Below are 25,172 nucleotides of genomic sequence, written 5' to 3'. Positions count from 1 at the left end.
TACTTTTTTTTACAACTTTTAAAAAAGATGGCTATCAGACAGACATTCTTTCCATCAATTCTTTATAAAGTCCCCTACGGATGGGAACGCTTGTGTCACCTACATTGATCCTTTTGGCATTGAACGAAGCGATGTACGCAGTATTTACCAAAAAAGACTTATGGACTCTGAGGAAACTTACCGCTGGAAGCTTTTCTTCGAAGCTTTTTAGAATGTCTCTGACCAAATATGATTTGGCCTTGGTGAAAACCCTCGTATAAAGGCCGTCTGCCTTCAAGTATACAACCTCGGAAAATGGAACGGGTACCAAATATCCTTTATCCATAATTTTCAGCCAACCACTTGACTTGCTTTCCTTGGCTAATTTCTCGGCATGCCGCTTCAACCCAAAAAATACCGCGGTTTTCAAGCTATCCAGCGTGAAAGGCTTCAACAAATACCCTTCATGAATGTCAGAGGAGATGCGCTCCAAATATTCTGTACCGGAATAGGCAGTACTAAACACAATCGGCAAATTGTATTTTTCACGGATCTGATACGCAAGATCAATCCCGTCCAGATCGCCTTGGATCAAGATATCCATCAGGACAAGGTCAACTTCATTTCCTTCTAAAAAACGAAGTGCGCTCGGGGCACTGTTCACAATCGCCGCCACTTGATATTCCAAATCTGATAGGATCTCGCTGATATTGTTGGCCAACTCGACCTCATCTTCGACAATCAGGATTTTCTTCATGCTATTAATTTAGGAAACATCAGTAATTTATCTTCCAGCCAACAGGGACTGACTCTTTAATTAGCCGTTTATGCTACAATTTGTAAATGTACCGTCTGACAGCAATATTGAAATAGAACACTCCTTGGATTAGATTTGCTTTTATTCACAGGTGAAGCTCGCCATGCAAGTGATGCTAAGTGTTTCCCAATCAATCGTTCTTATATTGCCTTTACTCTAGTTACAATCCAAGACCTTGAACTTTTCAGACCAATCTATTTCTTCCCCACGCTTTCCGTCCGGTTTATCGGAAGAGCTACTCCAGATGATCGTCGACCAATCTGAAGATATTTTGGTTTTGACCAATTCACAAATGGAAGTGGAATTTGTGTCCCAATCCCTGGAAAATACTTTGGAGATATCAGTGGCAAATTCCATTGGAAAAAAAATCAACGAGGTGTTGGAGAATTTTCCCTCGCTTCCTCTGATGAAGCCCAACCAAAAAATGGTCATCCCGGTGACCACGCCCAAAACCAAAAGGAAGCTCCTGATTGAGTTTGAATTTAAACCTCAGTATACTAAAGAAGCAAGCATTAAAGCGATCTTTGCAATCGGGAGAGATGTGACCGGGCGGGAGAATTCACTCAAGAAATTCAAGGACACGGCGTTTAAGGAAAAGGAACTCAACCAGCTAAAATCGCGCTTTGTTTCGATGGCTTCTCATGAGTTTCGGACCCCGCTGGCAACGATCTTGAGTAGTGCGCTACTGATTGAGCTGCTGTTGAAAAAGGACTTCAACCCTGAGATCAAGGCCAAAGTGATCAACCATGTGGATAAGATCGTCACGCAAACCAACCGGCTGACAGACATCACGAGCGACGTGCTACTTCTGGAAAAAAGCATACAGCCGGGGATGAAGATCTCTCCAAAAAAAATCCAGATTGGTCATTTCGTGGAAGAGCTCGTGGAAACAATCAATCGGGAAAATTTGGATCAGCGAAAGGTAAAATTCTTTATGCCAGACACGGACGTTACGGTTCAAACAGACCCCAGTCTGCTGGTTCATATCCTTCGAAACCTTATATTAAATGCCCTAAAGTATTCCGAGGATTCGATGGAGCCGGAAGTCCACTTACAGTATCGAGGGGCCTACTTTGAACTTAGGGTAAAAGACTACGGAATGGGGATTCCTAAAGACGAACACGAACAAATCTTCGGTTCGTTCTATAGGGCTAAAAATGTAGGAAATATCAAAGGAACCGGACTGGGCTTGAATATCGTCAAGGAACTCACCAAAAAACTGAGCGGGGAAATCTGGCTTACAAGTAAGGTTGGATTGGGTTCAGAGTTTTTCGTTTCCTTCCCATTCAAGTAGGCCTAAGGCTTATTTTTCACATGTGATTCATTGGGCAGGTCAGTTTCAACCCGAGACCCTTCACCGATCTCGGTATCTCTTCCGATCCTCACGCCTTGAGAGATTACCACCCCTTTTCCGATTATTTCCGAATCTTCCAAAAAGCTATAGCCACCCACCTGCACTGATTCACATAAGTAGCTGTAATCGCTGATTACTGATTCATGCCCGATCGAACAGTTTTCGCCGAGGGTATTGAAATTACCGATTTGCGTACCAAAGTTGATTAGACTTCCTTCCAGGATAAGATTGCCCCTACCAAAGATACAGTCTCGGGAAACCCAGGCTTTGCTGGAAAACAGGTTGGGGAAGGTCAGCGAGGGATGATAGAGTAAACGTCTGACAATATCAATCTTTTGACTAGGACTGGTTAGCGCAATTACCAGTGCAACTTTGTCAATCTCCATCACTGCATCTATTCGCCCCAACACGGGCAATCCTGCATACGTCTTTCCCTGTAGCTTGGGGTCGTCGTCTACAAAGCCGACCAGTGTATGATTCAGTCGAAATTGCGAGTAGTTACTCACCAGATATTCTCCCAATTTATTTGCTCCCGCTATGATCAAGTTCATGAATTTGTCGGACAGGTTGCAGTCAATCCTGTGAAAAAATAACAATCCAAATTTTAAAAAAATGCAAATCGGTAGAATTATTTCATGTTGTCCCCATCCTCAATCAAGAAATCAAATTCTAGCCTGATAGGTATACAGCTGGTAGTACCTACCCCTCAGCGCAATAAGGTCGTCGTGCTGACCTCGCTCCGCGATTCGGCCTTGCTCGATCACCAAGATCTGATCAGCCTGACGAATGGTGCTCAGCCGGTGCGCAATGACAAAAGTGGTCCGTCCTCTCATCAGTTCTTTGAGACTGGCCTGAATTAAAGACTCTGATTCTGTATCCAAATTGGAGGTCGCCTCATCTAGAATCAAGATTCTCGGATCCGCCAGGATCGCCCGTGCGATAGCGATTCGTTGGCGCTGACCTCCGGAGAGTTTGACACCCCGTTCACCGATCAGCGTGTCCAGTCCTTTCTCGAACCGGTCTGTGAATTCAGGCACGTGGGCCGCATGGGCTGCTTGCAGCACCTGAGCTTCTGTTGCTTCAGGTCTTGGGAAAAGAATGTTTTCGCGAATGGTCCCTTCGAAGAGAAAATCATCCTGCAGCACCACGCCAAGTTGGGATCTAAAAGACTCCAAAGTTACGGTCTGCAAATCATTGCCGTCCAGTAGAATCTGGCCAGAGTCAGGATTCAAGAAAGTCGCTGCCAATCCGGCTATCGTCGTCTTTCCCGAACCGGAAGTTCCGACTAACGCTGTCACCGAACCTGAAGGAGCCTTGAAGCTGACACCTTTGACCACTTCCTTGCCTGCCTCGTAGGCAAAGGAAACATTGCGAAATTCGACGTCTCCCTCGATCTGATTGAGTGACAAAGTTCTGGTGCTATCGTCCGCCTCCAGTGGCGTATTCATGATCTCTTCAGTTCGATCCAAGCCTGCGAAGGCCTCGGTCAGCTGACTTCCAATATTTGACATCTGCACGATCGGCGCGATCATGAATCCCAGGTAGAGCGTGAATGCAAGGAAATCCCCAAAGGTCATCTCCCCCTCCATGATCATATACCCGCCAATACCCATGATGCCTGCCGACGCCAATCCGAGCAATAGCGCACCTGCTGAGGTCACGACACTGGTAGCCGTCAGACTTGCTTTCACGTTCTGAAACAGCTGATCCACACCGTTTTCGAAGGTCTTGATCTCCTGATTTTCTGCGTTGAAACCTTTGATCACCCGGATACCGCCGAGCGTCTCGGTCAGTCTGCCGGTGACTTGCGCATTGATCTTGCCCCGTTCGCGGAAAATAGGTCGAATTTTCCCGAAGGCTTTCAAGGAAACCAACCCAAAAACCAACACCGGTACCAGCACATACAAGGTCATCATTGGGCTGATCGAAATGAGCAATACCATGGAGATGACCGCAGTCAGGATTCCGCCAACCATCTGGGCAAATCCCGTCCCGACTAGGTTTCTCACCCCTTCTACATCAGTCATGATCCTGGACACAAGCTCACCGGTCTTGGCGTTGTCAAAATAACGGATCGGCAACTTGATGATATGCTTTTGAACCTGAGACCGAAGTTTGGCGATCAGGTGCTGTGCCTCCACGCTCAGGATCTGAGTCAGCGCATAGGAGGTCACAGCCTGCACCACGATGGAGGCAACCACCGCCAGAATGAGCCATTTTAGCATGTCGAGATCATTGCTGGGGATCACGTCATCGACCAGAAATTTACTGGCTCCCGGCAAAACCAAACTCGCCAGCCTACTGATGACGATCAAAAAAAGCCCTAAAAAAAGGTGCTTTCTTCTGGGCCAAATGATATTCTTAAATACTTGTCGGATAGTCACCCGACCTTCTGCTGGTCTTGCCATAAGTGGAATAAAAACTAAAAGACGGAACCCCATATTCGGTCATCAGGTTCATTTTATTCTTTCTGTCTGTAGGAAAAAGAACAATGCGCGCCTCAGCATGTTGATGGATATTATTCTTAGTAGGGAGAAGTGCAATAAAAAAGCCTGTCAAAATCATGACAGGCTCAAGGCATAAGATACTAATTCGATCAGTTTGTTTTTGGAAGTACGTTGGATAGTAGTGACACTTTCTCGATGGGTTCAGAAGCGTTGGAGTAGATTCTTACCACAGAATTTTGATTGCCCATCTTTCCAGCTGAGTTAAAGGTGACCTTAATTTCAGCAGATTTCCCTGGTGCCACGGGCTCTTTAGGCCAGCTTGGAACGGTACATCCGCAGGTCGCTGCAACATTGGAGATCACCAAAGGAGTAGTACCAGAATTGGTTAGCACGAAGGTGTGCTCCACTTTTGTTCCCTGAACTATATCACCAAAATTGACCTCTTTCTCTTTGAATGTGATCACAGCACCCGATGCTTGATCTTGCGCAAATGCCTGGAATACCAGTGCAAATGCAAACAGGCTGAATAAAATCCCTAATTTTTTCATGTGTTTATAATTTGTTTTTAAATGCCACATGGAATCTCGCATCGTTGATTTTCACGCCTAGGTGTATTGCCTAAGACATGCTTGATTTCATGGTTGTATCAGAATTGAATTTCAAATATTTCGATTTTTTCGCGAAGCATCAAACATCCACCGCCCAATGTTCGCTCGAACAAAAGCGAAAAAAACATGCCAAAACGGAAGTAAATTTGAACTATCTACCGAAAACCAGGCTGTTGATGTTCTACTCAGCTTTGGATTCAACTTCTTTTACAAAAAATGTTGGGGTAAAATTCACCAAAAACAACTCCTCCGTTGCCCGGGTGACCGCAGTATACAGCCAGCGCACAAAGTCCCTATCCAACTGCTCCTCGTTGAGGTATCCCTGATCTACGAAAACAGCCTTCCACTGCCCGCCTTGGGCTTTGTGACAGGTCAGAGCATAGGCAAACTTAACCTGCAGCGCATTCAGATAGGGATCTTTTCGGACGTGCTCCATGCGCTCGGTCTTATTGGCTACATCCGCGTAGTCAGCAGAAACCTGATCGTAAAGACTACGATATTGCTCTCTGGTCAGGGATGGGCTCGGAGAGTACAGCGTATCCAAAATGACTTTTGCCTCAAAGAAAGGCTCCTCAGGATAATCCAGCAATCTCAGCTCCAGCGTCGCAAACCGCAACCCATACATCTCCTCGAAACTGCGGATCTTCATCACCTCCATCATGTCGCCATTGGCCAGAAAGTTCACCTTTTCCGATTCGGCCATGTAGGTATAGTTGTTTTTCACAATCATCAACAAATCACCTGTGCTAATCTCATCTTCGAAAAAATGAATCACCCTGCGGATGTACAGGTTGTACTGCACCGCTGACTTGTTGGAGCGGGTGACTATGATGGAGTTTTCCGTACCGAATTTATCATAGGCATATCGAAGGCCGTCTTCCAACCTTTCGGAAGTCATCTTAAATACATCCTTAAAGGCACTGGTCTGGATTCTCACTGTCGGCTTCTGCTGGGCCAGTTGGTCACGCAGTGACGTGGCATTGAATAGAATCCCCGACTCCAGTCGCTGCCGCATGACTTCAACAAGTTCGATCTGATCGGCCTCCAGACGATAGTGGCGCAACAGATAGCCCGCGTCCAGCGCAGGACTGTATTCACTTCCCACAGGCGGCAACTGAGCCGTATCACCGATAAACAGGAGTCGATTGTCTTTTCCCGAAAAAACATACTGGATCAAATCCCAAAGCAGGTTGCCTGACATTCCGCCGTCATCGGCAAGCATCGAGGACTCATCAATGATAAAAACTGTGTCTTTGAAATAGTTCTTTTGTAGGATAAATCCCCCACCCATCGTACCGAAATCACCTTTGGGTTTGTAGATTATTTTATGAATCGTATAGGCTCCCCGACCAGAGTAATTACTCATCACCTTCGCCGCCCGGCCTGTTGGTGCCAGCAGCAGCGAACGCATTTCCATTCTGGGAAGCACCTGCACTAAGGCAGAAACGAGGGAAGTTTTACCCGTGCCCGCATAGCCTTTCAACACAAACACCGGCTTCTCCTCTGCTTTCTTGAGTAAAAAAACATCCATCCTCTCAAAAAAAACTGCCTGACCGGAAGTTGGAGAAAATGGAAAATACTTACTTAGCAATCTCGACGGCTTAAATTCTGTCTGATGATTTTTCCCCATAGAGACGAATGTAAATGTCAAAAGACAATATCAGCAAGGAAATCGAATCAAAGTTCGGTAATCACCTCAGAACCCGTGTCAATGGGATTTTGATCGAAAATGAGCGCCTGCTGATGGTCAGACACCGGATGGGCAATGGCCGCATCCTTTGGTCTGTGCCGGGTGGCGGTATGCATTATGGCACCACTGCCCCGGAAAATCTCCGGCGGGAATTTTTGGAGGAGACCAATCTAGAAATCACAGTGGGCGATTACCTATTCGTTCATGAATACCTCGACGCCCCGCTTCATGCGATGGAGCATTTTTTTAACGTAAAAAGGATAAACGGCGATGTTAAATTGGGAAATGACCCCGAGCTTTCAGGGGAAAATCAGATTATCGAAGAAGTTTCCTGGAAATCATGTAAAGAAATACAATCCATCCCAAATGACTCCCTTCATCAGATCTTTTGGGGAATTAAATCCCTATCTCAGCTGGGATTGTGGAAAGGATATTTTAATTTTGAAAATAATTCGATAAAATAGCACGTTTAAAAAACCTTCAACCTTAACCAGATTTCTAAATCTCTATCAAAATGAATCTTACCAAAGTTCTCTCATTTGTATTCTTTTTAATTGCTATGGCTCTCGGCTACTTGTTGTGGAAGGGCGTAGATGACGTAGTCGAAGAAGAAAAAAGGATCGCCTTGCTTGAAGCAGCTACAATCGAAAAGCTAGAAATGCTGCGTGATGCACAACTGGCCTATCAGGCGTCCAATGGAAAGTACGCAAGCACTTGGGATTCCTTGAAGATGTTTATCGAAGACGGTACAATCTGGATGGTACAGCGAACTGAGACCACCAAACTATTGGATTATGGTGCTGAAGAAATCACCGTTCAATTTGACACCCTAGGTTCCCGCGGTGTGATGGACTCCCTGTTCAACGAAAGAAAATTCCCGGATTTCAATATCGACCTCATGCCTGTAGTACCTGGTTCGGGAGGAAAGCAGTTTGAATTCTTCGCTGCAAAAGTTGAAAAAACCGGTGGCTATCTGGTTAACGTATTCGAAATCAGAGACCCATCTCCGATTAACCCTGAAAGAAGAGCAAACAGCAACGAAAAAGCATTAAGAGTTGGATCCAGAACCGACGCTTCTACTGAAGGAAACTGGAAATAATCCCGCTGGATTTTGGAAAACAACCTTAAGGTTTATAAAAGTGATAAGTTTGATGTGGAAGACACCGCAGGCTTATCACTTTTTCTTTACCCCCGCTCGCTGTTTATTTTTGCCAAAGACAGAAATCATTCGAATATCGGCATCCATCATTACCATCATTTTGAGCTCGAAAATCTGGAAGGATTGTTCAGCACAGACCCATTATTAAGAAACGACGTTCCGACAAAATTCTATTTTCATCAGAACGGGTTCAGCCTGGTACCTGGCGTACTTTTCCAACTCGGAAAAGAGAGGGAATACCTGAAGTTCGCCAACGAATTGCCGCAGGATGCCAGCTTTTTTTCCACCCCGCTTGACAGTAACAATCTACAGGTGGCCAGCTTCATCTCGAGCAAACTGCGCAAAAATCTGGATGCCAGATTCTCCGAGATCTCACTGCATCACGGCAGCTGTTCATTCCTATCCTACTTGTTCAAAGAACGGTTCAATCTGATCGGCCAGGAAATTCTCGTCAACTATTTCGAAAGCCATATTTACGTAGCAGCGTTCACAGACCAGGACCTAAGCGTTTTCAATTTCTTTGAAATCAGTTCTAGAGAGGACATCCTAAAGTACGTGATGATCACGATCGATCAACTTACTTATGACCGGAGTCATGTAAGAGTCAGCGTTTTTGGAGCATCGGAAGAAAGTAAGATTACCGAGGCCTGGGGTAAGGAATATTTCCAAAACTTCAGATTATTGAATCCCCACGCTAATCAAAATTACTCCCACGGTTTCAAGCATTTGAAGGCAGAACATGTTTTGGAAGCCTATTGGCAATACGAATAATATGAAAATCGCGCCTGTGTGAGGTAAACAGGTATAGCGTAGTGCGTCTCAGACTGGGGAGGACTATCAATCATGTGAAACTCTCCTAACAGATCCGGTAATATCGGGGGAATGGTCTAAAGAATACAAATTATACACACATGAAAAAGACCGCAATTTTTCCGGGATCATTTGATCCCTATACCATGGGCCACCACGACATCGTGCTGCGAAGTCTCAATCTTTTTGACGAAGTCATCATCAGTATCGGATACAACTCCAGCAAAAATGCCCGCTACTTTGATATCGACCTAATGGTCTCAAAAATCAAAGGTGTTTATGAGGGAGAAAGCCGGGTAAAAGTTGTTGTTTACAATGATCTAACCTCAACCTTAGCCAAACAGTATAACGCTAAATTTTTGGTTAGAGGCCTGAGAAACACCACAGATTTCGAATACGAAAACACCATCAGCCAGATGAACCGGTATCTCAACGAAGAGTTGGAGACGGTATTCTTAATCACCTCACCGCAATATGCAGCCATCAGTTCCACGGTGATCCGCGAAGTACATCGATACGGCGGTACCGTGAGCGAGTTTCTCCCTTACCCTATTTAGGCACTAAGACTTGATGTGGTTCTTAAGGTAATGCTTAAAAAGATACCGCATCGATGGATAGGAATTGATCAGCGCAGTCTTCGAGTCAGCCTCAGACAACCAGATGATTTCCTCAATTCCCTCTTCGACCTGTGGCTTCATCCCCGCATCGTTGACAGAATCCATCGCATACCAATAGGTTTTCTTCAGGATGCTCTTTCTGTTTTGGGTATAAGTGTGCCAGGTGTTGCAGATATGCGGTCCTAGCTTCACCTTGACATTGGTCTCCTCCTCCACTTCACGCTTGGCGCATTCCTCTGGAGTTTCTCCCTTGTCGAATTTTCCTTTCGGAAAATCCCATTTCCCCAAACGAAAAATCATCAGGACTTTGTCCTTTTTGGAAACTATCCCGCCGGCGGCTTTTACGATCGAAAATCTGCTTTTTATAAAATCCTTCAGCGCTTTCTTCTCTTTAGTCACCAAGGTAATCGAGTCCAACTCCTTCATCTTTCTGCTTCGGAGCAAATACAAGAGTCGAATGATCATATCATGTGTAGGCTCATGAAACAGTATGTCCTCTTCCCAGTGGATATCTGCCGGCAATTCCTCAAGATTGGAAAAAGTACAATCATAGATCTTGGCAGGATCGAGCTCCTCATAGCTCAACAACTCTACCGGCTTGTCATTGATAAAAATTTTCATGATTGGATTCCAACTAGATTAGTGATCTGGCCAAAAATGCATAAAAAAATCAGGCAGTACAATCTTCCAGCAAATGATTCTACTAATTTTAAACCATGGAAATTTTAGACTCAAGCATTGCGGCCGAAGTTGCCGACAGACTCCTGGAAATCCAGGCCATTCGTCTCCAGCCCGCCAAGCCATTCACTTGGGCATCCGGCTGGAAGTCGCCAATCTATTGCGACAACAGGCTTTCACTCTCGTTTCCCGAAGTCCGAGACATCATCCGGGACAACCTCGTGAGATGCGTCAGTCACTGCTTTCAGGAAGCTGAGGCAATTGCCGGCGTAGCTACCGCAGGAATACCGCAGGGCGCATTGATCGCCAACGACCTCGCTCTCCCCTTTGTCTATGTCCGATCCAAACCAAAAGGGCATGGCATGGAAAACATGATCGAAGGAAAAGTCACTCCCGGCCAGAAAGTAGTCGTAGTCGAGGACTTGGTCTCCACCGGCGGAAGCTCGCTGAAAGCCGTCCAAGACCTTAAAAATGCAGGATTCGACGTGCTCGGAATGGTCGCCATCTTCACCTACGGATTCGATGTGGCTGACAAAAATTTCGCCGATGCCGGAGTTAGGCTGGTATGTCTGAGCCACTACGACGCATTGCTACCCATGGCGGTAAAAAGACAATACGTCACTCCCGAAGCCCTCGATTCGCTCTCAGAATGGCGAAAAGATCCAGGAAGCTGGATGCAGGAATAGCAAAAGAGCCGGTCATCCGGCTCTTTTGCTATTCCTATCATCGATCCGTTGAAATGAGGGCAATGTCCGACGGATCCTGCCTGCACTTTGATCTGGTGTTTGTTTGCGGGTAACTGGATAGCGAAAGGGTTTTTGGCTATGCTCCCGATACGACCAGATGGACAGCCTGAGTTGGGCGTCTCCAGACATTTCTTTAATCGGAGCGTTCTAAAGGAATTTACTTGGAGTGAATAACCACTTTTTTACTTCTTCCCCAAGCAACAAACCCAGCGAATAGTCCAAAGACAAGGTTGATAGGAAGGGCCTCCATTTCGCCACGCATGATATGAAATACCAATGCCAGCGACATGACAACCACAAGTCCGTATGCCGCCCACACAGTCAGCACCGGCTTCAATCGAAGTATTGATGGCAACAGCAAACCTAAGGCTGCTGCAAATTCAGAAACACCGATAAATCTAACCAATACGGATGGATTATCTCCAGGCCATCCCATTTGGGCTGTCAGATCGGCAATGGGTGTTGTTATCTTCATAACTCCTGCCATCGCGAAGGCGGCAGCAAGAACTATTTGAGCAATCCATAGAGCGATGTTCATTACGCGCGATGATTTTTGATTTAGGTCAGTTGTACTCATGTTTTTTTTTATGTTCTAGTTTTCGACAAAATTAGCGTATTATTGCTATACAATAGTAACCGATATACTGAAGTATAGCACCATTTTATTCAAATCACTGCGTATGGCACCCAGAGAAGCTATTTTAAAAGAATCAGTTGATCACTCAGAATGTCTCAAATCGTTAATGGCAATCCGAGACGCCCTCGATGTGCTTAATGGGAAATGGAAACTTCAGATTATCATCGCCATTTCATCGGGGCAAAGTAAATTCAAGGATATTGAAAGGCAGATCCCGAAGATCACACCCCGCATGTTGTCAAAGGAATTAAAGAGTCTGGAGGACCACAAGTTGATCAAGCGAACGGTGTATGATACACTGCCCGTGACCATTGAATACACGTTGACCCCACATTCCAAAACGCTGGATAAGGTCATCTTGGAGTTGCGCAACTGGGGAGCATTGCATCGAAAGAAAATACTTGATAGCTAGGGGGTAAAACCGCTCGGCAAAAATCTCCGTGGTTATGGATGAATTATTAGATGTGCCCGCTCGCTTAATCCAAGAGGTGAATGCAGTTTCAAGCCCAAAATAACTTTCTAGGGTCAGTCTGACGCCATTATTTCGAAGTCCGATTCTTCAAGGCTTTTCCGTTATTCGCCGCTGCTAAATTTGCAATCGGATTTAACTGAAGTGAAATTACTCAGAGACGCTCAAAACCTTTGCGCGCTGCGCGCAAGCCATCCAACTTTTGTTTATGAAAATGCAGCCTGAAGACCGCCCTAGTTTTGGTGCTCAAAGGAAAAGTAAGTGGGGGATTTTTTTCAAAAAAAGCAGTGAATGCAAAGTCTAGGCTAAAAGACCTAAACCATCCTAACGCAAAAATGCCTGAGGTTTCCCCCAGGCGCTTTGTGTGTCAGGTCTGTATCACATCACATCTTCAGATTCTGCATCTCCAGCTGCGGAGCAAAAGGCTGCTCGTAGTAGCGCTTGCCCGTTGCCTTGTAGAGCGAGTTGGCGACGGCGGCGAAGACCGGTGGAAAGAGCGGTTCGCCCAAACCGGTTGGATCTTCCTTGTTGTCCACGAAGTGCACCTCGATCTTCTTGGGAGCTTCCTTGTATCGGATCATGCGGTACTTGTCGAAGTTAGTCTTGGTAGGAACGCCATTTTCGAAAGCCATCTCTCCAAAGAAAGCATTGCCGATTCCGTCTACGATCGCTCCTTCTCCCATATTGGCGGCGGCGTCTGGGTTGATTACGATTCCACAATCTACCGCTGCAAACACATTTTCTACAACGGGTTGGTTGCCTTTCATGGTGATTTCTACCACTTCAGCGACATAAGAATTATGACAGAAATAGGCTGACACGCCTCGGCTCACATTGGGATGCGGGGTGTTCCAGTTCGATTTTTCCCTTACCAATTCCAAAACGCCTGCATAGCGCTTGGGATCGTAGTCGTTTCGTTCGCCGACCGGATTGGTCTCGGCTCTTTTTAGCAATTCGAGACGGAAATCAATCGGATCCTTGCCCATTTCCTCGGCCAGCTCATCGAGGAAGCTTTGCTCTGCTCCGGCGATGAAATTGGATCTCGGTGCTCGAAAGGCTCCGATGGTAATGTTGGAAGGGATTTGCCATGCCTCTGCCAGGTAATTGTCCAAGGCTCCAGCAGGGAATCGATCCGCATGAAGTGGGGTCTCTGGAATTCCCCCAGCTTTCACATGCAGTGCCAAGAGCTTGTTGTTTTCATCCAAAGCTGCACGATAGGTAGCTGAATAAGCAGGTCTATAAACACCTGCAGACATGTCGTCCTCACGGGTATAAACCATCTTAACGGGAGCTTGGATTTTTTGGGAAATCAAAGCTGCTTCGGTCATATGGTGGCTATAAGCTCTTCGGCCAAATCCTCCGCCCATGCGGGCCAGGTTGATTTGAATGTTTTCCTTGGGAATTCCCAGGCTGCTGCTGAGCGTTTGACTGATCAATTCCGGAGCTTGGGTTGGTCCGTATACAATTGCTTTGTCGCCTTTGACATCTGCAAAGCAGTTCATGGGTTCCATGGTATTATGCGCCAAAAACGGTGCGGAATAGGTTCTTTCGATCACTTTTGCAGCTTTTTTGAAAGCTCCCTCCGGATCTCCGTCTTTTCGTACCACATTTCCTGGCTTTTGGATGTACTCTTTCATTTGATCCTTGTGGCTGACGGTGTTTTCAAGGCCGGAAGGAACAGTGACTTTTGAGCCCGGTCTTCCACCAAATCCGCCCATCATAAATTCTGATTCCGGGGCGGTTTCCCATTCCGCTACCAAGGACTTTTTGGCTTGCATCACTTCCCAGGTGGAATTGCCGACGATCGCAAGAATCTCCGGGAATGTGGTTGTGTCGAAGAAGTTTCGTTCATAACCTTCTTTGAACAACTGGATCGGAAATACATCCTGAATTCCCGAAAGTCCACTTATGGAGCTTTTGTCAAATGATTTGAGCTTCATTCCAAAAGCTGGGGGATGCACGATGGCAGCATATTTCATGCCTTCCACTTTGTGGTCAAGAGCGAAAAGTGGCTTTCCGGTCACGATTTTCTGACCATCCACATTCTTTTTGGAAGTACCGATGATCTGGAAATCTTTGATCTCTTTCAGGGCAACTTCCTCCGGTACTTCCATTGTGGCAGCAAGTGAAGCCATTTCTCCATAATGAGCTTTTTTACCGCTGCCCTTGTGTTCTAAAATTCCGGCAGAAGTGGTGATTTCTGTAGCAGGTACATTCCAGGTTTGCGCCGCGGCCGCGATCAGCATCGCTCTGGCAGTTGCTCCGGCGGTTCTCAGAGGTTTCCAACCTTGGCGTATTCCTTGGCTACCTCCGGTAAACTGTCGATCAAATCTTTCAGGGTAAAAATCCGCCTGTTCTACCATTACATTTTTCCAGTCGGTATCCAGTTCTTCGGCCAGGATCATCGGCATGGAGGTCTTGACGTTGGAGCCAAATTCAGGATTGGGGGAAAAAAGCGTCACAGCTCCATTTTCCCCGATTTTGATGTAGTTATTTAATTCAAACCATTCCTTTGGCATCGCCAAAAGCTCTTCTTTGGAAGTGGGCTTGCATCCCGCCAGCCAGCTAAAGCTCAGCACCATGCCTCCGCCCGCAAGCGCAGAAACCTTCAAAAACGATCTTCTGTCCAATTTTGTATTTACAGTTGTCATAGTTTCTAGGTTTAGAGGTTTTGGGAAGCGGTGTGGATGGCAGCCTTGATGCGCGTATAGGTGCCGCAGCGGCAGATATTTCCATTCATTGCATTGTCGATGTCCGTGTCTGAAGGGCTTGGATTTTGTGCCAAAAGCGCTGCCGCACTCATGATCTGACCGGCCTGACAGTAGCCACATTGTGGTACGTCATGCTCCATCCAGGCTTTTTGCACGGGATGGTCCCCATCTTCGGAAAGTCCTTCGATCGTCGTGATCTTGGCATCTGCGGCTGCAGAGACCGGCAGCTGACAGGAGCGAACCGCGTTGCCGTCCATGTGGATGGTGCAGGCACCGCATTGGGCGATTCCGCAACCGAATTTGGTTCCTACCAAGTCGAGATGGTCTCTGAGTACCCATAGCATGGGGGTATTCGGATCCACATCCACTTCCTTGGATTTACCGTTGATTGTGAGGTTGAAAAGGGCCATAGTATGTTGAATTTAGAGTTTCAAGTTAAGGGTTTGTTTTGGGTATGTCTTACGAAAATCAAACTGAATACTTTATTAATCAAGTAAATAGCAATCTGGAAAAGCATTTTGACTAGCTGCTTAGCTGCGAGGCAAAAGGCTGGTCATACAGCCGCTTCCCGGTCGCCTGATACAGCGCATTGGCCAAGGCGGCGAAAACCGGCGGATAGGCAGGTTCGCCCAAACCGGTAGGATCGAGCTTGTTTTCGACGAAATAGGTTTCAATCTGCTTGGGTGCTTCTTTCATCCGGATCATCCGATATTGGTCGAAGTTCTTTCGGTCGGGAACTCCCTTTTCGAAGTTCAGCTCACCAAACAAGGCCGTGCCGATGCCATCCACAACTGCGCCTTCGCAAAGGTTTTGAGCGGCATCCGGATTCACCACCAAGCCACAGTCCACCACTTGGGTGACTTTTTCGACCTGCACCTGTCCGCCTTCCACCTTTAAGTCTACGACTTGCGCCGCGTAGCTGTTGTGACAGAAATAGGCCGATACACCACGGGAGATGCCAGCTGTAGCCTGACCCCAGTTGGATTTGGCCTTTAGCAGCTCCAGCACTTTCGCGAAGCGCTCCGGGTCATAGTCGTTTCGCTCTCCCTCAGGTTTTTCCTTTGCTTTTTGCAAAAGCTCCAGTCGGAAAGCTAAAGGATCCTTGTCAGCTACCTCGGCGACTTCGTCCAAAAAGGACTGCTCTGCCGCAGCGATAAAGTTGGATCGGGGAGCGCGGAACGAACCTACCGTGATGTTGGAGACCACCGTCCAATCCTCCGCCAGGTAGTTTTCTACCGCTCCGGCAGGGAAACGGTCTGCATAAAGCGGTGGCTCGACTAAGCCTCCGGCGTTAACATGAAATCCGATCAGCTGATTGTCCTGATCCAAGGCCGCCCGATAGGTGGCCTGATACATAGGGCGGTAGATCCCTCCGGTCATGTCATCCTCCCGTGTATAGGTCAACTTCACCGGAGCATTCACCTTCTGCGAGATCACCGCCGCCTCGATCAGCCAATGTGCATAGGAGCGGCGTCCGTAGCCACCACCCAGGCGGGTCATTGCGATTTCGATGTTTTCCACAGGAATGCCCAAGCGGGTGGAAAGTGCCTGCTCGGTGAGTTCGGGCTTTTGCAAAGGCCCGGCGCAATCGACCCTGTCTCCCTGCACATGCGCAAAGAAATTCATGGGTTCCATGCAATTGTGGGCGAGAAAAGGCCCACGATACGTTCTTTCGATGACTTTGGCAGCACCTGTAAAAGCCGCCTCCGGATTGCCGTCTTTGCGGGCGGTTCTGGGTTTTTTCGCAGCTTCCGCCATCTTTTGCATCTGCTCTTCGCGGCTTTCCAAACCTCCCGGAATGGTGCGTTGTTCCATTCGCTGACCCCAATCCCGCTTTTCCTCATAGGTAGAAAAGTCCTCCCATTCGACCTGGACGGCTTTTTTTGCATTCATCACCTCCCAAGTCGAACTGCCAACTATAGCTACCAAGTCGGTGAAGCTGGTGGTATCGAAGAAGGTTCGTTCGTATTCGTCCTGATGGGATTTGATCTGAAAGATATCCAGGATACCGGGCATTGCCCGCGCCGCTGAATCGTCAAAAGACTTGAGCTTCATGCCATGGGCCGGGGGATGGATAATCATGGCATAGACCATCCCGGGCTTTTTGTAGTCGATTCCGAAAAGCGGCTTTCCGGTGATGATATTCTTGGTTTCGACGTTTTTTTGAGAGTTCCCGACGATTCGAAACTGGGAGATTTCCTTCAAAGGAACTTCCTCCGGGATCGTCATCGTGGCAGCCAAGGAAGCCATTTCGCCGAAGTGCGCCTTCTTGCTGCTGCTTTGGTGGATCAAAAATCCCGGTTCGGTGGTAATCTCTTCTGCCGGGACGTTCCAGGTTTGCGCAGCAGCCTGCACGAGCAGATGCCGGGCTGTCGCTCCTGCGGTCCGCAGCGCTTTCCAGCCGATTCGGATGGCTTGGCTTCCGCCGATAAACTGCCGCGTAAAATTATCCGTGTCGAGCGGAGCTTGCTCGACTACCACATTTTTCCAGTCCGCATCCAGTTCTTCGGCAACAATCATGGGCATGGAAGTCTTCACGTTTTGCCCGCCTTCCGGATTGGGCGAAAGGATGGTGACCAGGCCGTTTTCGCCGATCTTGATGTAGCCGTTCAGCTTAAACCATTCCTTTGGCATTCCCAAAGTCTCCAACTCCTTGGGTTTGCATCCCCCCAGCCAGTTGAAGCTCAGGATCATTCCTCCTCCCGCCAGGGCGGAAACTTTGAGGAAGGATCGTCTATTGAGCTTGTCGGATAGAGGCTTCATGTTTTGGGGTTTTGGTTGAAAATCAGACTAATATCAATTTAAGAAAGATGTCGTGTTTATACTTACGCATTTCAAACACCTCCGCTGACAGGTGGCTGTGAGATCTATTTCAGGTGCTTTTCCAAGAAAGAAAAGACAGCAGTCCGGATCTCCAGCACGTCAAACATCGCCCCAAAGTGCGGCGCGTCTTTCACCACGATCAACTCTGTTGGAACGCCCTTTACCTTGAGCCAGGAATTCAAAAGCCTAGATTGATTGGGAGATACCAAGTCGTCTTTTTCCCCATGGATGATCAGGAAGGGAGGATCTTTTTCATCCACATAGCTTACCGGACTCGCAACCTTGGCCAAGTCTGGTCGGTCCAATGGCGCGGCTCCGATCAAAAGGCCTTCAGGTGATTTCGCATCTACCGCTCCGGGAAACAGCGTCAAATCCGCGGGGCCATAGAAATCGACTACCGCTTTAAACTTGAATTTCTGAGTTGTTCCCGGTACGAAGAATTCCTTCACTTCCTGGTTTTTGGAAAGACCTAACATTGCCGCCAGATGCCCACCTGCCGAAAAACCCATCAGCGCAAATCGCTCCGTGTCGAAGTCGTACTCGGAAGCATGGTCATACAAATAGGAAACCGCCGCGTTGCAGTCCAGCATCTGAGCCGGGAAAGTCGCTTGGGTACTGAATCGGTAATCGATGGAGGCCAGCGCATAGCCCTGACGCATGAGCTCGGCGATGGTTTCCTTCATATAACCCATGTCGGCATACTTGTCGTTGCTGAGCCAGCCTCCGCCGTGAACCCAAATTACCAAGGGGAGTTCTCCTTGGGCATTGGGTGGAAGGTAGATGTCGAGCAGGTGCTTCTTGAGCGTATCGTCCTGGTAAGGGATATTTCCGTGGAGCGTCGTGCCCTCCGGAAAAAGATTCATCACCCGGTTGGACTGTGCAAAACCAGCGATCGAAAGGAGAATGAGCAGAATGGCTAGGATGGATTTTTTCATGGCTTGTATTTTGATCCTAGAATTTACCTTGTTTTTCGAGAATAGTTAAAAAGGAGATTGGAAGTAGAAAATCCAAGCCCACCCGGGCCTGGATTTTCCTGTTACCAGATCTATCTATGTGTCTTTGGTGTGGCCTAATGATTTTCGGTATTGGGAAGGATTCATGTTCGTCTCTTTTTTGAAAAAGTTGTTGAAATGGGTCACTTCCGTGAAGCCCAAGGCATAGGCTACTTCCGAAACATTCCAGTCAATTTGCGTCAGCAAGCGCTTGGATTCGGCCAGAACTCGTTCTCGTATGACCGCGGTCGTCGGCTTGTTGAAAGTTGCTTTTACAGTCCTGTTGAGATGGTTGACGTGGATGTTGAGTTGCTGGGCAAAGTCGGATGCGGAACGCAGTTGCAGCGTACTCATCAGATTGGTGACAGGAAATTGGCTTTCCAGCAGTTCCATAAAGCCCAAAGAGATCCTTTTTGCAGCAAAACTTGCCTGCACTCCAGCGTATCTTGGTGACTGTATTTTTCTTGCTGTCTGATTCATTTACATTTTTTTTTATGGATTGTTCTTCTTAAAGCCCAAGCCGTCCAGCCATTTGGTGACCTCATTTTTCACTTCCACTTCTTTTTCTCCTTCCATGACAAATAATACTCCGTCCCGCTCGATGCCGCCTCGGGTAGAGAATCCTTCCAAAATCCGACTGTTTGGAGCGAGCTCTTTGACCGTGTCGAAGGAGCTACCTATTCCGTATCCGGCATTCGTGTTGAAAGGAATGAGGGTCTTTCCGCTGAGGTCGTTTTCATGGAGAAAGCTCTTCATGGGAGGGGGGAGTTGCATGCCCCAAGTGGGGAAACCGAGAAAGATGGTTTCGTATTTTGAAATGTCCACCTTTGTTTTCAGCGGAGGCAAAAAGCCAGTTTCGTTCTCCCTCGCGACTTGGGCGACGATGGCTCGATAATCTTCGGGATAGGGATTTACCAACTCCAATTCGACCAAGTCTCCGCCGACCTCCTGATTGATCATCTCTGCCACTGCCTTGGTGTTTTTGGTGCGAGTGAGATAGACAATGAGAATCTTATCCGATCCTTTCTCCCCCGGATTTGCCGGAAGCTTTTTCTCAGTTTGGCCGGTACAACTCAGCGAGCTGAAGAGGAAGACGAAAAGGAGGAAATATTTCATGGGTCAATTGAATGGGTTCCGGTTCGTTGAAATATCAAATTCTTTTTTCACTGCGCTGGCTAATTGATTTGGTTTCCTGACAATGATTCTGGGCCAGCGCAGGAACACTTTATTGGACTCCTAACCAGGGGTTGAAACCCCTGGCTACCATAGTGGCACTCCTACGGAGTTTTTATTGACCTCCCGGAGTCATCAACTTGGTGAAAGAAAGGGAGCCAAGCTTCCACCCATCAGCTTTTTTGATGTACACTTCCGTGACTTCAAATGGATTAGAAACCTCATTGCCGCCGACTTCGGCGATCAGCGTGATGCGGTTGAGCAGGATGGCCGTATTGTCGATGATCTCTACTGAAACCTCATGGATATCGGCTTTTTTATACCAAATGCCTCCACTTCGGATGATATTGACTTCGCGCTCTTTGCCCCAAGAGCCGCCCATGTGCACGAAAACTGATTTGTCATCGAATAGCTCGGCAAGTTTATCGGCATCTTTGTCTGCCATCCACTGCCATTTGGTTTTGGAGAGTTCGATGATTTCTTTTTTGGCGGCTTCATCTTGTGCATGGCTGAACTGGATCGCCAGGAAGAGTAGGAAGAATCCCAGGATTGTCTTTTTCATGATGTTGTTTTTAAAATTAATGTTGGATCTCATGCTCTTCCCGCACGCTGCTGAAAGTCAGCGCAAGCATCTTCCATGCATTGCCTTCTTTTTGATACACTTCCGTCACGGTAAACTCGGTCACGACGTCATTTCCTCTTACGTTGGCTGTCAAAGCAATTCTATTCCAGACGATTGCTGTGTTCCCAACCATTTCGATTGCGGTATCCTTTACATCTGCATTTTTGTACCAGATACTTCCTGTTTCGATGATTTCCAGTTCGCGGGCGGTGGTCCAAGTACCGCTCATATGGACAAACTTCGCCTGAGGGTGAAAAAGCGTTTTGAGTTTTGCCACATCCTTATCGGCCATCCACTGCCATTTGTCCATGGACAGTTTTTTGATTTCCTGCTCCTCGGCGGACTGGGCGAAAGTGAAGGATGCGCTGAACAGAAGCAGCGTAAATACGAATAGGTATTTTTTCATGGTTTTGAGTTTTGATGATGTACAATGCGGAGTGGCGGATTTCACCCAATTCCTCCCTACTAAGAGACGAAAAAAAATCCGAGCGTTTGGACCAAATCAACAGACAGCCAAGTTCTCTCACCGAGACTACGGATTTGATCTACGAATGAAAAAAGCTTGAAGCTGAATGGCATGCAATCCGGCTCGGTGTCGCTTGTTGGATAAATAATGCCTTCTGTAGATTGCCGCTGTCGCTTGGATGATTGCTGGAAATAGGTTTGAGATAAAACGCTAATTTCGAGCGTGAAATCAAGCGCAAGTCAAACGAAGCACGCAGTAAACACAATTGTCCAAGCGAGCCAGTCTATCTGATCTCTAAAAAGAATGATATACAGATGAAAAATAATCTCGTGTCGCGTCCGCTATTTTACACGCTGCATGTCCTCTTTTGGGTCTGCTACGGAGCGATATTGTTTGCCTCCTTGAGCAATTGGATTCCGTCCACCTATGAAGTGTGGCAGGTGGTCATCTCGGATGTTCTGACTTCCTCATTCATCGTTTACCTGAACTACTACCTGCTGCTGCCGAATCTTTACAAAAAAGGACGGTATTCGGCTTATATTTTAGCCTCTATCGGTATGGTGGTGGTCATTGTACTTCTCCGGGTTAATCTCCTTGGGATGACTCACAAGTCAGCCACCTATACCTATTTTATCAGATCGGTTCCGGCGCTTGGCTTTTACCTGATCACGACGGTTAGCTGGTTTTTTGCCAACCTGATCAAAGCGCAGCGGAACGAGATAGAGCTTCGAAACAGCCAACTGGCCTCCGAACTCAAGTTTCTCAAGCTCCAACTCAGCCCGCATTTTCTGTTCAACACCTTGAATAACATCTATTCGATGGCGTATTTCAAAGAGAACAATACCGCTCCGGCGATCATGAAGCTCTCTGAGATGATGCGCCACATGCTCTATGAGGACCAAGGAAAGCTGGTCTCACTGTCGAGGGAGATTACGTTTATGGAGAATTTCATCGAGCTCTGGAGGTTGAAGTTGGACGAAAAGCCCAGCATCCTTTTCACCTACAAGGGAGTCAAGGACAGGCACCGGGTTGCGCACTTGATATTCCTGGTTTTCCTCGAAAACGCCTTCAAACATGGCAATACCATCGACGGAAGGATTGACGTGAACTTGGTGGTGGATGAGGAAGACAAGCTGCACTTTGCGCTAAGAAATGACGTAATCGATGCCCGCAAGACCGCTGAGGAACAGAGCGGAGTCGGGCTCTCGAATGTGAAAAAGAGGCTCAATCTGATCTATCCTGGCAAACACGAGTTGATCCTGGATCAGACGGCCACCTCCTTTGAAGTGAAACTAACCCTGGATCTGAAATGACCTATCAAATCCTCATAGTGGACGACGAACCGCCTGCAAGGAAATTGCTGTCGGACTATGTCTCCAAAGTGGGAAATCTGGAGCTCGCCGGTGTATGCGCCAATGGGGAGGAAGCTTTACGGTTTTTGAAAGAAAATCCGGTGGATATCCTCTTGCTGGACATCCGCATGCCGCTGATGACGGGGATGGATTTGCTGAATGAACTGAAGGATAAGCCACTCACGATCTTTGTGACGGCCTACGAGGAATATGCTGTCAAAGGCTACGAGCTGGATGTGATCGACTATCTGATGAAGCCGGTCTCCTTCGAAAGATTCAAAAAGGCCATCGACAAGGCCATAGAATACCTTTCGGTTCAGGTGCAAACCGGAGAGACTACGGAGAAACCCGATTACTTTTTCATCAAGACGGACACCCGGATTGTGAAATTTCTCTTTTCGGAAGTTCAGGCCATCGAGGCCCAGCGGGAATACATCAAGATCATCACGCCGACACGAAAAGTGATGTCGTTGGTGTCTTTGACCAGCATTGCCAATGCCTTGCCCAGCGAATTCATACGGATTCACCGATCCTTCATCATCAACATGCGTCACATCGATGAAGTCCAGTCCAATGAGGTTTTGATCGGGAAAGACCTTTATCCCGTCAGTCGAAACTATCGGGAGGATTTTTTCAAGAGACTGGATAAAATGAGGATTTGATATGATTTCAAAATAGACACTTACTGACTAACAACCCAAACCATGAAAAATCTACTGATTGCTTTTCTATTGGCAGCTCCGCTGAGTGTTTTGGCGCAGCAAAAGGAGTATGCCGTCTCCTCTTACCTGACGGAAGGAGCCAAAGCGCCCAACACCCACTATATTGGAGAGGCATGGCTCAATGGGGTACTTTCCGCCGATTCCGAGACCCCTTACAACGTTACCAAAGCGACTTTTAAGGCCAATTCCACGCTCGACTGGCACAAGCATTCCACACCTCAGGTGCTTATCTATGTGAAGGGGGAAGGGTACTATCAGGAGCAGGGCAAAGCTCCCGTGATTCTCAAAGCCGGAGATGTGATCAAATGTGACAAAGATGTGGAGCATTGGCACTCATCTACCAAGGATAGTGATGTCACCTATCTGGCATTATACGGCGGTGCAGAACCAACTACCTGGACAGAGGTGGTCACACAGGAATATTACGATTCGGTGGCGGAATTGCTGAAAAAGTAAGGCGTTCGAAGAAGCTTTGGGGGCTAGACCTGCCTAGCCCCCATTGTTGTCAGATATCAATGTCTTTTTCTTCCAGCTGCTTTGGCTGGTAAGCTCTTTTGGTCACTTTCAAATCCCTGAAGTAACCAACCGTTCCGATATCCACATACAAGCCGACAAAGCCTTTTTTGTTTGTCCCAAGCATCTTGTCCACTACAAAGGACGAGTACTTTTCATCGTTGATAAACATCTCGGCGGATTCTCCATTGACCTCGATCCGCATGGTAAACCATTCGTTCAGAGCAGTTGGAGCGGAACCTTCATACTCGAAAGGAGCGATTTTTCTGAGTGTGTCAAATTTGTAATCGGGGTAGGAGAAGTATTGGACGGAGTGGTTTCTAAATCGCTGACTGCTCGCTCTTCCTACTTTGGGTCGCACATAGATGCTTTCAAAAGCCGAGTCGTCTTCTTTTACCCGGAAGAAAAGACCAATGAATCCTGCGATGCCTGAATAGGGAGCCGGAACTTTGAGCTCGCTGTACATTTTGACTTCAATTGTCCCATTTTCAAAATCATTCAGGCCAAGAAGTCTAGCATAATGCGGTTCGTCCACAGTGGCCTCGACCCGCGTGGAGTCAAAGGGAATCGCATTGAGATCGCGTTCGATTTTCAGGACTTTCTTTCCCTGAAACGTGACGATTTCGCCGGTCACGTTGTGAAGTTCAAATTCCTGGTTTTCGAGTTTCAGGGTCTGTGCATGGACAGAGGCCGAGAGCAGGGATATGAAGAGGAGGCTGAGATATCTTTTCATTTTTACATGGATCAATGGTGGATTTACATCCCGCTTTAGACAGGTTTTTTGCACGGGGAGGGATGGTGCGGAGATTTTCTGGGCAAAGCGGTTCCAGGAGAGCTTTTCAGTCCAAATTTTAGGAGTAACCAAATGTAGAAGAAGAAAGTAGGGAGCGTGAGAATCTCCAAGGGAGGAGGATTCCGGTCGATAAGTACACCGACCGGAATCGGACTTGAGAGAGGGTGCGTTGGGCTTAGAACAGCTTCTCCTGAGGAGGGGTGACTCCGCCTAGTCTCAGGTATACGGTCGTTTGGCCTCTGTGGTGGGTCTGGTGCTCAAAGCACTTTTCGAGCGCCGTTCCCTTGGTCATCTCAAAGCGTCCAAACAACGTGGTGTTTTCGTCCAGCTTTTCCGGAGTCATAGTTTTGATGGCGTTGATCACAAAGTCGTATCCAGCCATCACCAACTTGGTGACGTTTTCCTTGGACTGGTCTTCGGCTTTTTCGGACGCGCCCATGCCCACTGGGCTGGCGACTCCTGTCGCGGCAGCCGTGAAGCCGTAGTTGCCGTCGGTGAGGTGGAGCATCTGCTGCGCAAACGAGCGCATTTCGGGCGTGGGCTTGAGGCTGTACTTGTCTGCCGGCATGGCATCCAGGTACTCCTTGGTGTAGGCTTTGGCGCGTTCCCATTCCTTGACCATGTCGTCGACGGAACTTTGGGCAAAAGACAGGGAGCAAAGTCCCAGAAATAGGGTAAGTGTAGCTAAGGCTTTCATGAGTTTTAGGTTTTTGTTCAGTAGAAGTTACAAAAATCCCCACTTGCCTTGATAGGTACCCTTGACCTAGTTTAAGAAATCAGCCCTTAGTCTGAATATTCTTCCTGATTCTGCTCAAAAACTCCGGCGTGATGCCCAGATAGGAGGCGATTTGGGTATTGGGCAGGCGGTTGGCGAGGGCTTTGTATTGTTCCAAAAAGTCCAGATAGCGCTGCTCCTATGTTAGCTTCAGATTAAAAAATCACCTTTCGAGCGATTAATTTTATTGAAAAGTGGTAAGGGATGAGAGCCAATTTG

The 25,172-nt window shown here is 47.4% G+C and carries 27 protein-coding genes; 10 read left to right on the top strand and 17 right to left on the bottom strand.

Annotation, left to right across the window (positions count from 1 at the left end):
* Positions 1–34: 34 nt before the first annotated feature.
* Positions 35–736, bottom strand: a complete 702-nt coding sequence (locus ABD031_RS20140) for a LytR/AlgR family response regulator transcription factor (RefSeq protein ID WP_343854603.1) — start codon at positions 734–736, stop codon at positions 35–37.
* Between the two features lie 235 nt (positions 737–971).
* On the opposite strand from ABD031_RS20140, the gene ABD031_RS20135 reads away from it, so the two are divergent.
* Positions 972–2,090, top strand: coding sequence for a sensor histidine kinase (locus tag ABD031_RS20135; RefSeq protein WP_343854602.1), 1,119 nt, complete (start codon positions 972–974; stop codon positions 2,088–2,090).
* 2 nt (positions 2,091–2,092) lie between these two features.
* Here ABD031_RS20135 and ABD031_RS20130 read toward each other — a convergent pair whose 3' ends face one another.
* The 4 genes from ABD031_RS20130 to ABD031_RS20115 all read right to left on the bottom strand — a co-directional run bounded on the left by ABD031_RS20130 (position 2,093) and on the right by ABD031_RS20115 (position 6,835).
* Positions 2,093–2,701: an LbetaH domain-containing protein gene (locus ABD031_RS20130; protein ID WP_343854599.1), complete on the bottom strand. Its 609-nt coding sequence runs from the start codon at positions 2,699–2,701 to the stop codon at positions 2,093–2,095.
* A 111-nt stretch (positions 2,702–2,812) separates the two neighbouring features.
* Entirely contained in the window at positions 2,813–4,558 is a 1,746-nt protein-coding gene (locus tag ABD031_RS20125) for an ABC transporter ATP-binding protein (RefSeq protein WP_343854597.1), read from the bottom strand.
* A 188-nt stretch (positions 4,559–4,746) separates the two neighbouring features.
* Complete coding sequence (locus ABD031_RS20120) at positions 4,747–5,145, bottom strand: DUF1573 domain-containing protein (RefSeq protein ID WP_343854595.1); 399 nt, start codon at positions 5,143–5,145, stop codon at positions 4,747–4,749.
* 241 nt (positions 5,146–5,386) lie between these two features.
* Entirely contained in the window at positions 5,387–6,835 is a 1,449-nt protein-coding gene (locus ABD031_RS20115; protein WP_343854594.1) for an ATP-dependent DNA helicase, read from the bottom strand.
* 14 nt (positions 6,836–6,849) lie between these two features.
* Between ABD031_RS20115 and ABD031_RS20110 the strand changes: the two genes are divergently transcribed.
* The 4 genes from ABD031_RS20110 to coaD all read left to right on the top strand — a co-directional run bounded on the left by ABD031_RS20110 (position 6,850) and on the right by coaD (position 9,421).
* Positions 6,850–7,359: an NUDIX domain-containing protein gene (locus tag ABD031_RS20110; protein WP_343854592.1), complete on the top strand. Its 510-nt coding sequence runs from the start codon at positions 6,850–6,852 to the stop codon at positions 7,357–7,359.
* Between the two features lie 50 nt (positions 7,360–7,409).
* Positions 7,410–7,994, top strand: coding sequence for a hypothetical protein (locus tag ABD031_RS20105; RefSeq protein WP_343854591.1), 585 nt, complete (start codon positions 7,410–7,412; stop codon positions 7,992–7,994).
* 12 nt (positions 7,995–8,006) lie between these two features.
* Positions 8,007–8,825, top strand: a complete 819-nt coding sequence (locus ABD031_RS20100; RefSeq protein ID WP_343854590.1) for a DUF3822 family protein — start codon at positions 8,007–8,009, stop codon at positions 8,823–8,825.
* 140 nt (positions 8,826–8,965) lie between these two features.
* A complete protein-coding gene (coaD, locus tag ABD031_RS20095; RefSeq protein WP_343854588.1) occupies positions 8,966–9,421 on the top strand; it encodes a pantetheine-phosphate adenylyltransferase in 456 nt (151 codons plus the stop codon).
* Between the two features lie 3 nt (positions 9,422–9,424).
* On the opposite strand, the gene ABD031_RS20090 is transcribed toward coaD, so the two are convergent.
* Entirely contained in the window at positions 9,425–10,102 is a 678-nt protein-coding gene (locus ABD031_RS20090; protein WP_343854587.1) for an NUDIX hydrolase, read from the bottom strand.
* 95 nt (positions 10,103–10,197) lie between these two features.
* Between ABD031_RS20090 and pyrE the strand changes: the two genes are divergently transcribed.
* Complete coding sequence (pyrE, locus tag ABD031_RS20085; protein ID WP_343854586.1) at positions 10,198–10,845, top strand: orotate phosphoribosyltransferase; 648 nt, start codon at positions 10,198–10,200, stop codon at positions 10,843–10,845.
* A gap of 217 nt (positions 10,846–11,062) precedes the next feature.
* Here pyrE and ABD031_RS20080 read toward each other — a convergent pair whose 3' ends face one another.
* Positions 11,063–11,443, bottom strand: coding sequence for a DoxX family protein (locus ABD031_RS20080; protein WP_343854583.1), 381 nt, complete (start codon positions 11,441–11,443; stop codon positions 11,063–11,065).
* Between the two features lie 205 nt (positions 11,444–11,648).
* On the opposite strand from ABD031_RS20080, the gene ABD031_RS20075 reads away from it, so the two are divergent.
* A complete protein-coding gene (locus ABD031_RS20075; protein ID WP_343854582.1) occupies positions 11,649–11,954 on the top strand; it encodes a winged helix-turn-helix transcriptional regulator in 306 nt (101 codons plus the stop codon).
* 440 nt (positions 11,955–12,394) lie between these two features.
* Here ABD031_RS20075 and ABD031_RS20070 read toward each other — a convergent pair whose 3' ends face one another.
* The 8 genes from ABD031_RS20070 to ABD031_RS20035 all read right to left on the bottom strand — a co-directional run bounded on the left by ABD031_RS20070 (position 12,395) and on the right by ABD031_RS20035 (position 20,738).
* Positions 12,395–14,662, bottom strand: coding sequence for a xanthine dehydrogenase family protein molybdopterin-binding subunit (locus tag ABD031_RS20070; RefSeq protein WP_343854581.1), 2,268 nt, complete (start codon positions 14,660–14,662; stop codon positions 12,395–12,397).
* Positions 14,663–14,673: 11 nt separating this feature from the next.
* Positions 14,674–15,132: a (2Fe-2S)-binding protein gene (locus tag ABD031_RS20065; protein WP_343854579.1), complete on the bottom strand. Its 459-nt coding sequence runs from the start codon at positions 15,130–15,132 to the stop codon at positions 14,674–14,676.
* Positions 15,133–15,244: 112 nt separating this feature from the next.
* Complete coding sequence (locus ABD031_RS20060) at positions 15,245–17,485, bottom strand: xanthine dehydrogenase family protein molybdopterin-binding subunit (protein ID WP_343854578.1); 2,241 nt, start codon at positions 17,483–17,485, stop codon at positions 15,245–15,247.
* A 104-nt stretch (positions 17,486–17,589) separates the two neighbouring features.
* The gene (locus ABD031_RS20055; RefSeq protein ID WP_343854577.1) at positions 17,590–18,480 is read right to left on the bottom strand and encodes an alpha/beta hydrolase fold domain-containing protein; all 891 of its coding nucleotides are present in this window, start codon (positions 18,478–18,480) and stop codon (positions 17,590–17,592) included.
* Positions 18,481–18,594: 114 nt separating this feature from the next.
* Entirely contained in the window at positions 18,595–19,017 is a 423-nt protein-coding gene (locus ABD031_RS20050; RefSeq protein WP_343854576.1) for a helix-turn-helix domain-containing protein, read from the bottom strand.
* Between the two features lie 12 nt (positions 19,018–19,029).
* Positions 19,030–19,653, bottom strand: coding sequence for a flavodoxin (locus tag ABD031_RS20045; protein ID WP_343854575.1), 624 nt, complete (start codon positions 19,651–19,653; stop codon positions 19,030–19,032).
* 172 nt (positions 19,654–19,825) lie between these two features.
* Positions 19,826–20,272, bottom strand: a complete 447-nt coding sequence (locus tag ABD031_RS20040; RefSeq protein ID WP_343854573.1) for a nuclear transport factor 2 family protein — start codon at positions 20,270–20,272, stop codon at positions 19,826–19,828.
* A 16-nt stretch (positions 20,273–20,288) separates the two neighbouring features.
* Complete coding sequence (locus ABD031_RS20035; RefSeq protein ID WP_343854572.1) at positions 20,289–20,738, bottom strand: nuclear transport factor 2 family protein; 450 nt, start codon at positions 20,736–20,738, stop codon at positions 20,289–20,291.
* Positions 20,739–21,112: 374 nt separating this feature from the next.
* Here ABD031_RS20035 and ABD031_RS20030 point away from each other — a divergent pair, with 374 nt between their 5' ends.
* Genes ABD031_RS20030 through ABD031_RS20020 form a run of 3 tightly spaced genes read left to right on the top strand, consistent with a single transcriptional unit; the run spans position 21,113 to position 23,328 of the window.
* On the top strand, positions 21,113–22,111 hold the full coding sequence (locus ABD031_RS20030; RefSeq protein WP_343854570.1) for a sensor histidine kinase: 999 nt from the start codon (positions 21,113–21,115) through the stop codon (positions 22,109–22,111).
* Entirely contained in the window at positions 22,108–22,812 is a 705-nt protein-coding gene (locus tag ABD031_RS20025; RefSeq protein WP_343854567.1) for a LytR/AlgR family response regulator transcription factor, read from the top strand. The genes ABD031_RS20030 and ABD031_RS20025 overlap by 4 nt, the downstream gene beginning before the upstream one ends.
* A 42-nt stretch (positions 22,813–22,854) precedes the next feature.
* Positions 22,855–23,328 carry a cupin domain-containing protein gene (locus ABD031_RS20020; RefSeq protein WP_343854565.1) on the top strand — a complete coding sequence of 158 codons (474 nt, stop codon included), beginning with the start codon at positions 22,855–22,857 and terminating at the stop codon, positions 23,326–23,328.
* A gap of 49 nt (positions 23,329–23,377) precedes the next feature.
* On the opposite strand, the gene ABD031_RS20015 is transcribed toward ABD031_RS20020, so the two are convergent.
* Together ABD031_RS20015 and ABD031_RS20010 are read right to left on the bottom strand one after the other, a co-directional pair.
* On the bottom strand, positions 23,378–24,118 hold the full coding sequence (locus ABD031_RS20015) for a 3-keto-alpha-glucoside-1,2-lyase-like domain-containing protein (protein WP_343854564.1): 741 nt from the start codon (positions 24,116–24,118) through the stop codon (positions 23,378–23,380).
* Positions 24,119–24,353: 235 nt separating this feature from the next.
* Entirely contained in the window at positions 24,354–24,875 is a 522-nt protein-coding gene (locus ABD031_RS20010) for a DinB family protein (RefSeq protein WP_343854563.1), read from the bottom strand.
* Positions 24,876–25,172: the final 297 nt, after the last annotated feature.

Origin of the sequence: Algoriphagus jejuensis (assembly GCF_039523455.1) — a bacterium.
Lineage (GTDB): Bacteria > Bacteroidota > Bacteroidia > Cytophagales > Cyclobacteriaceae > Algoriphagus > Algoriphagus jejuensis.
This window is presented reverse-complemented; position numbering and strand designations above follow the sequence as displayed.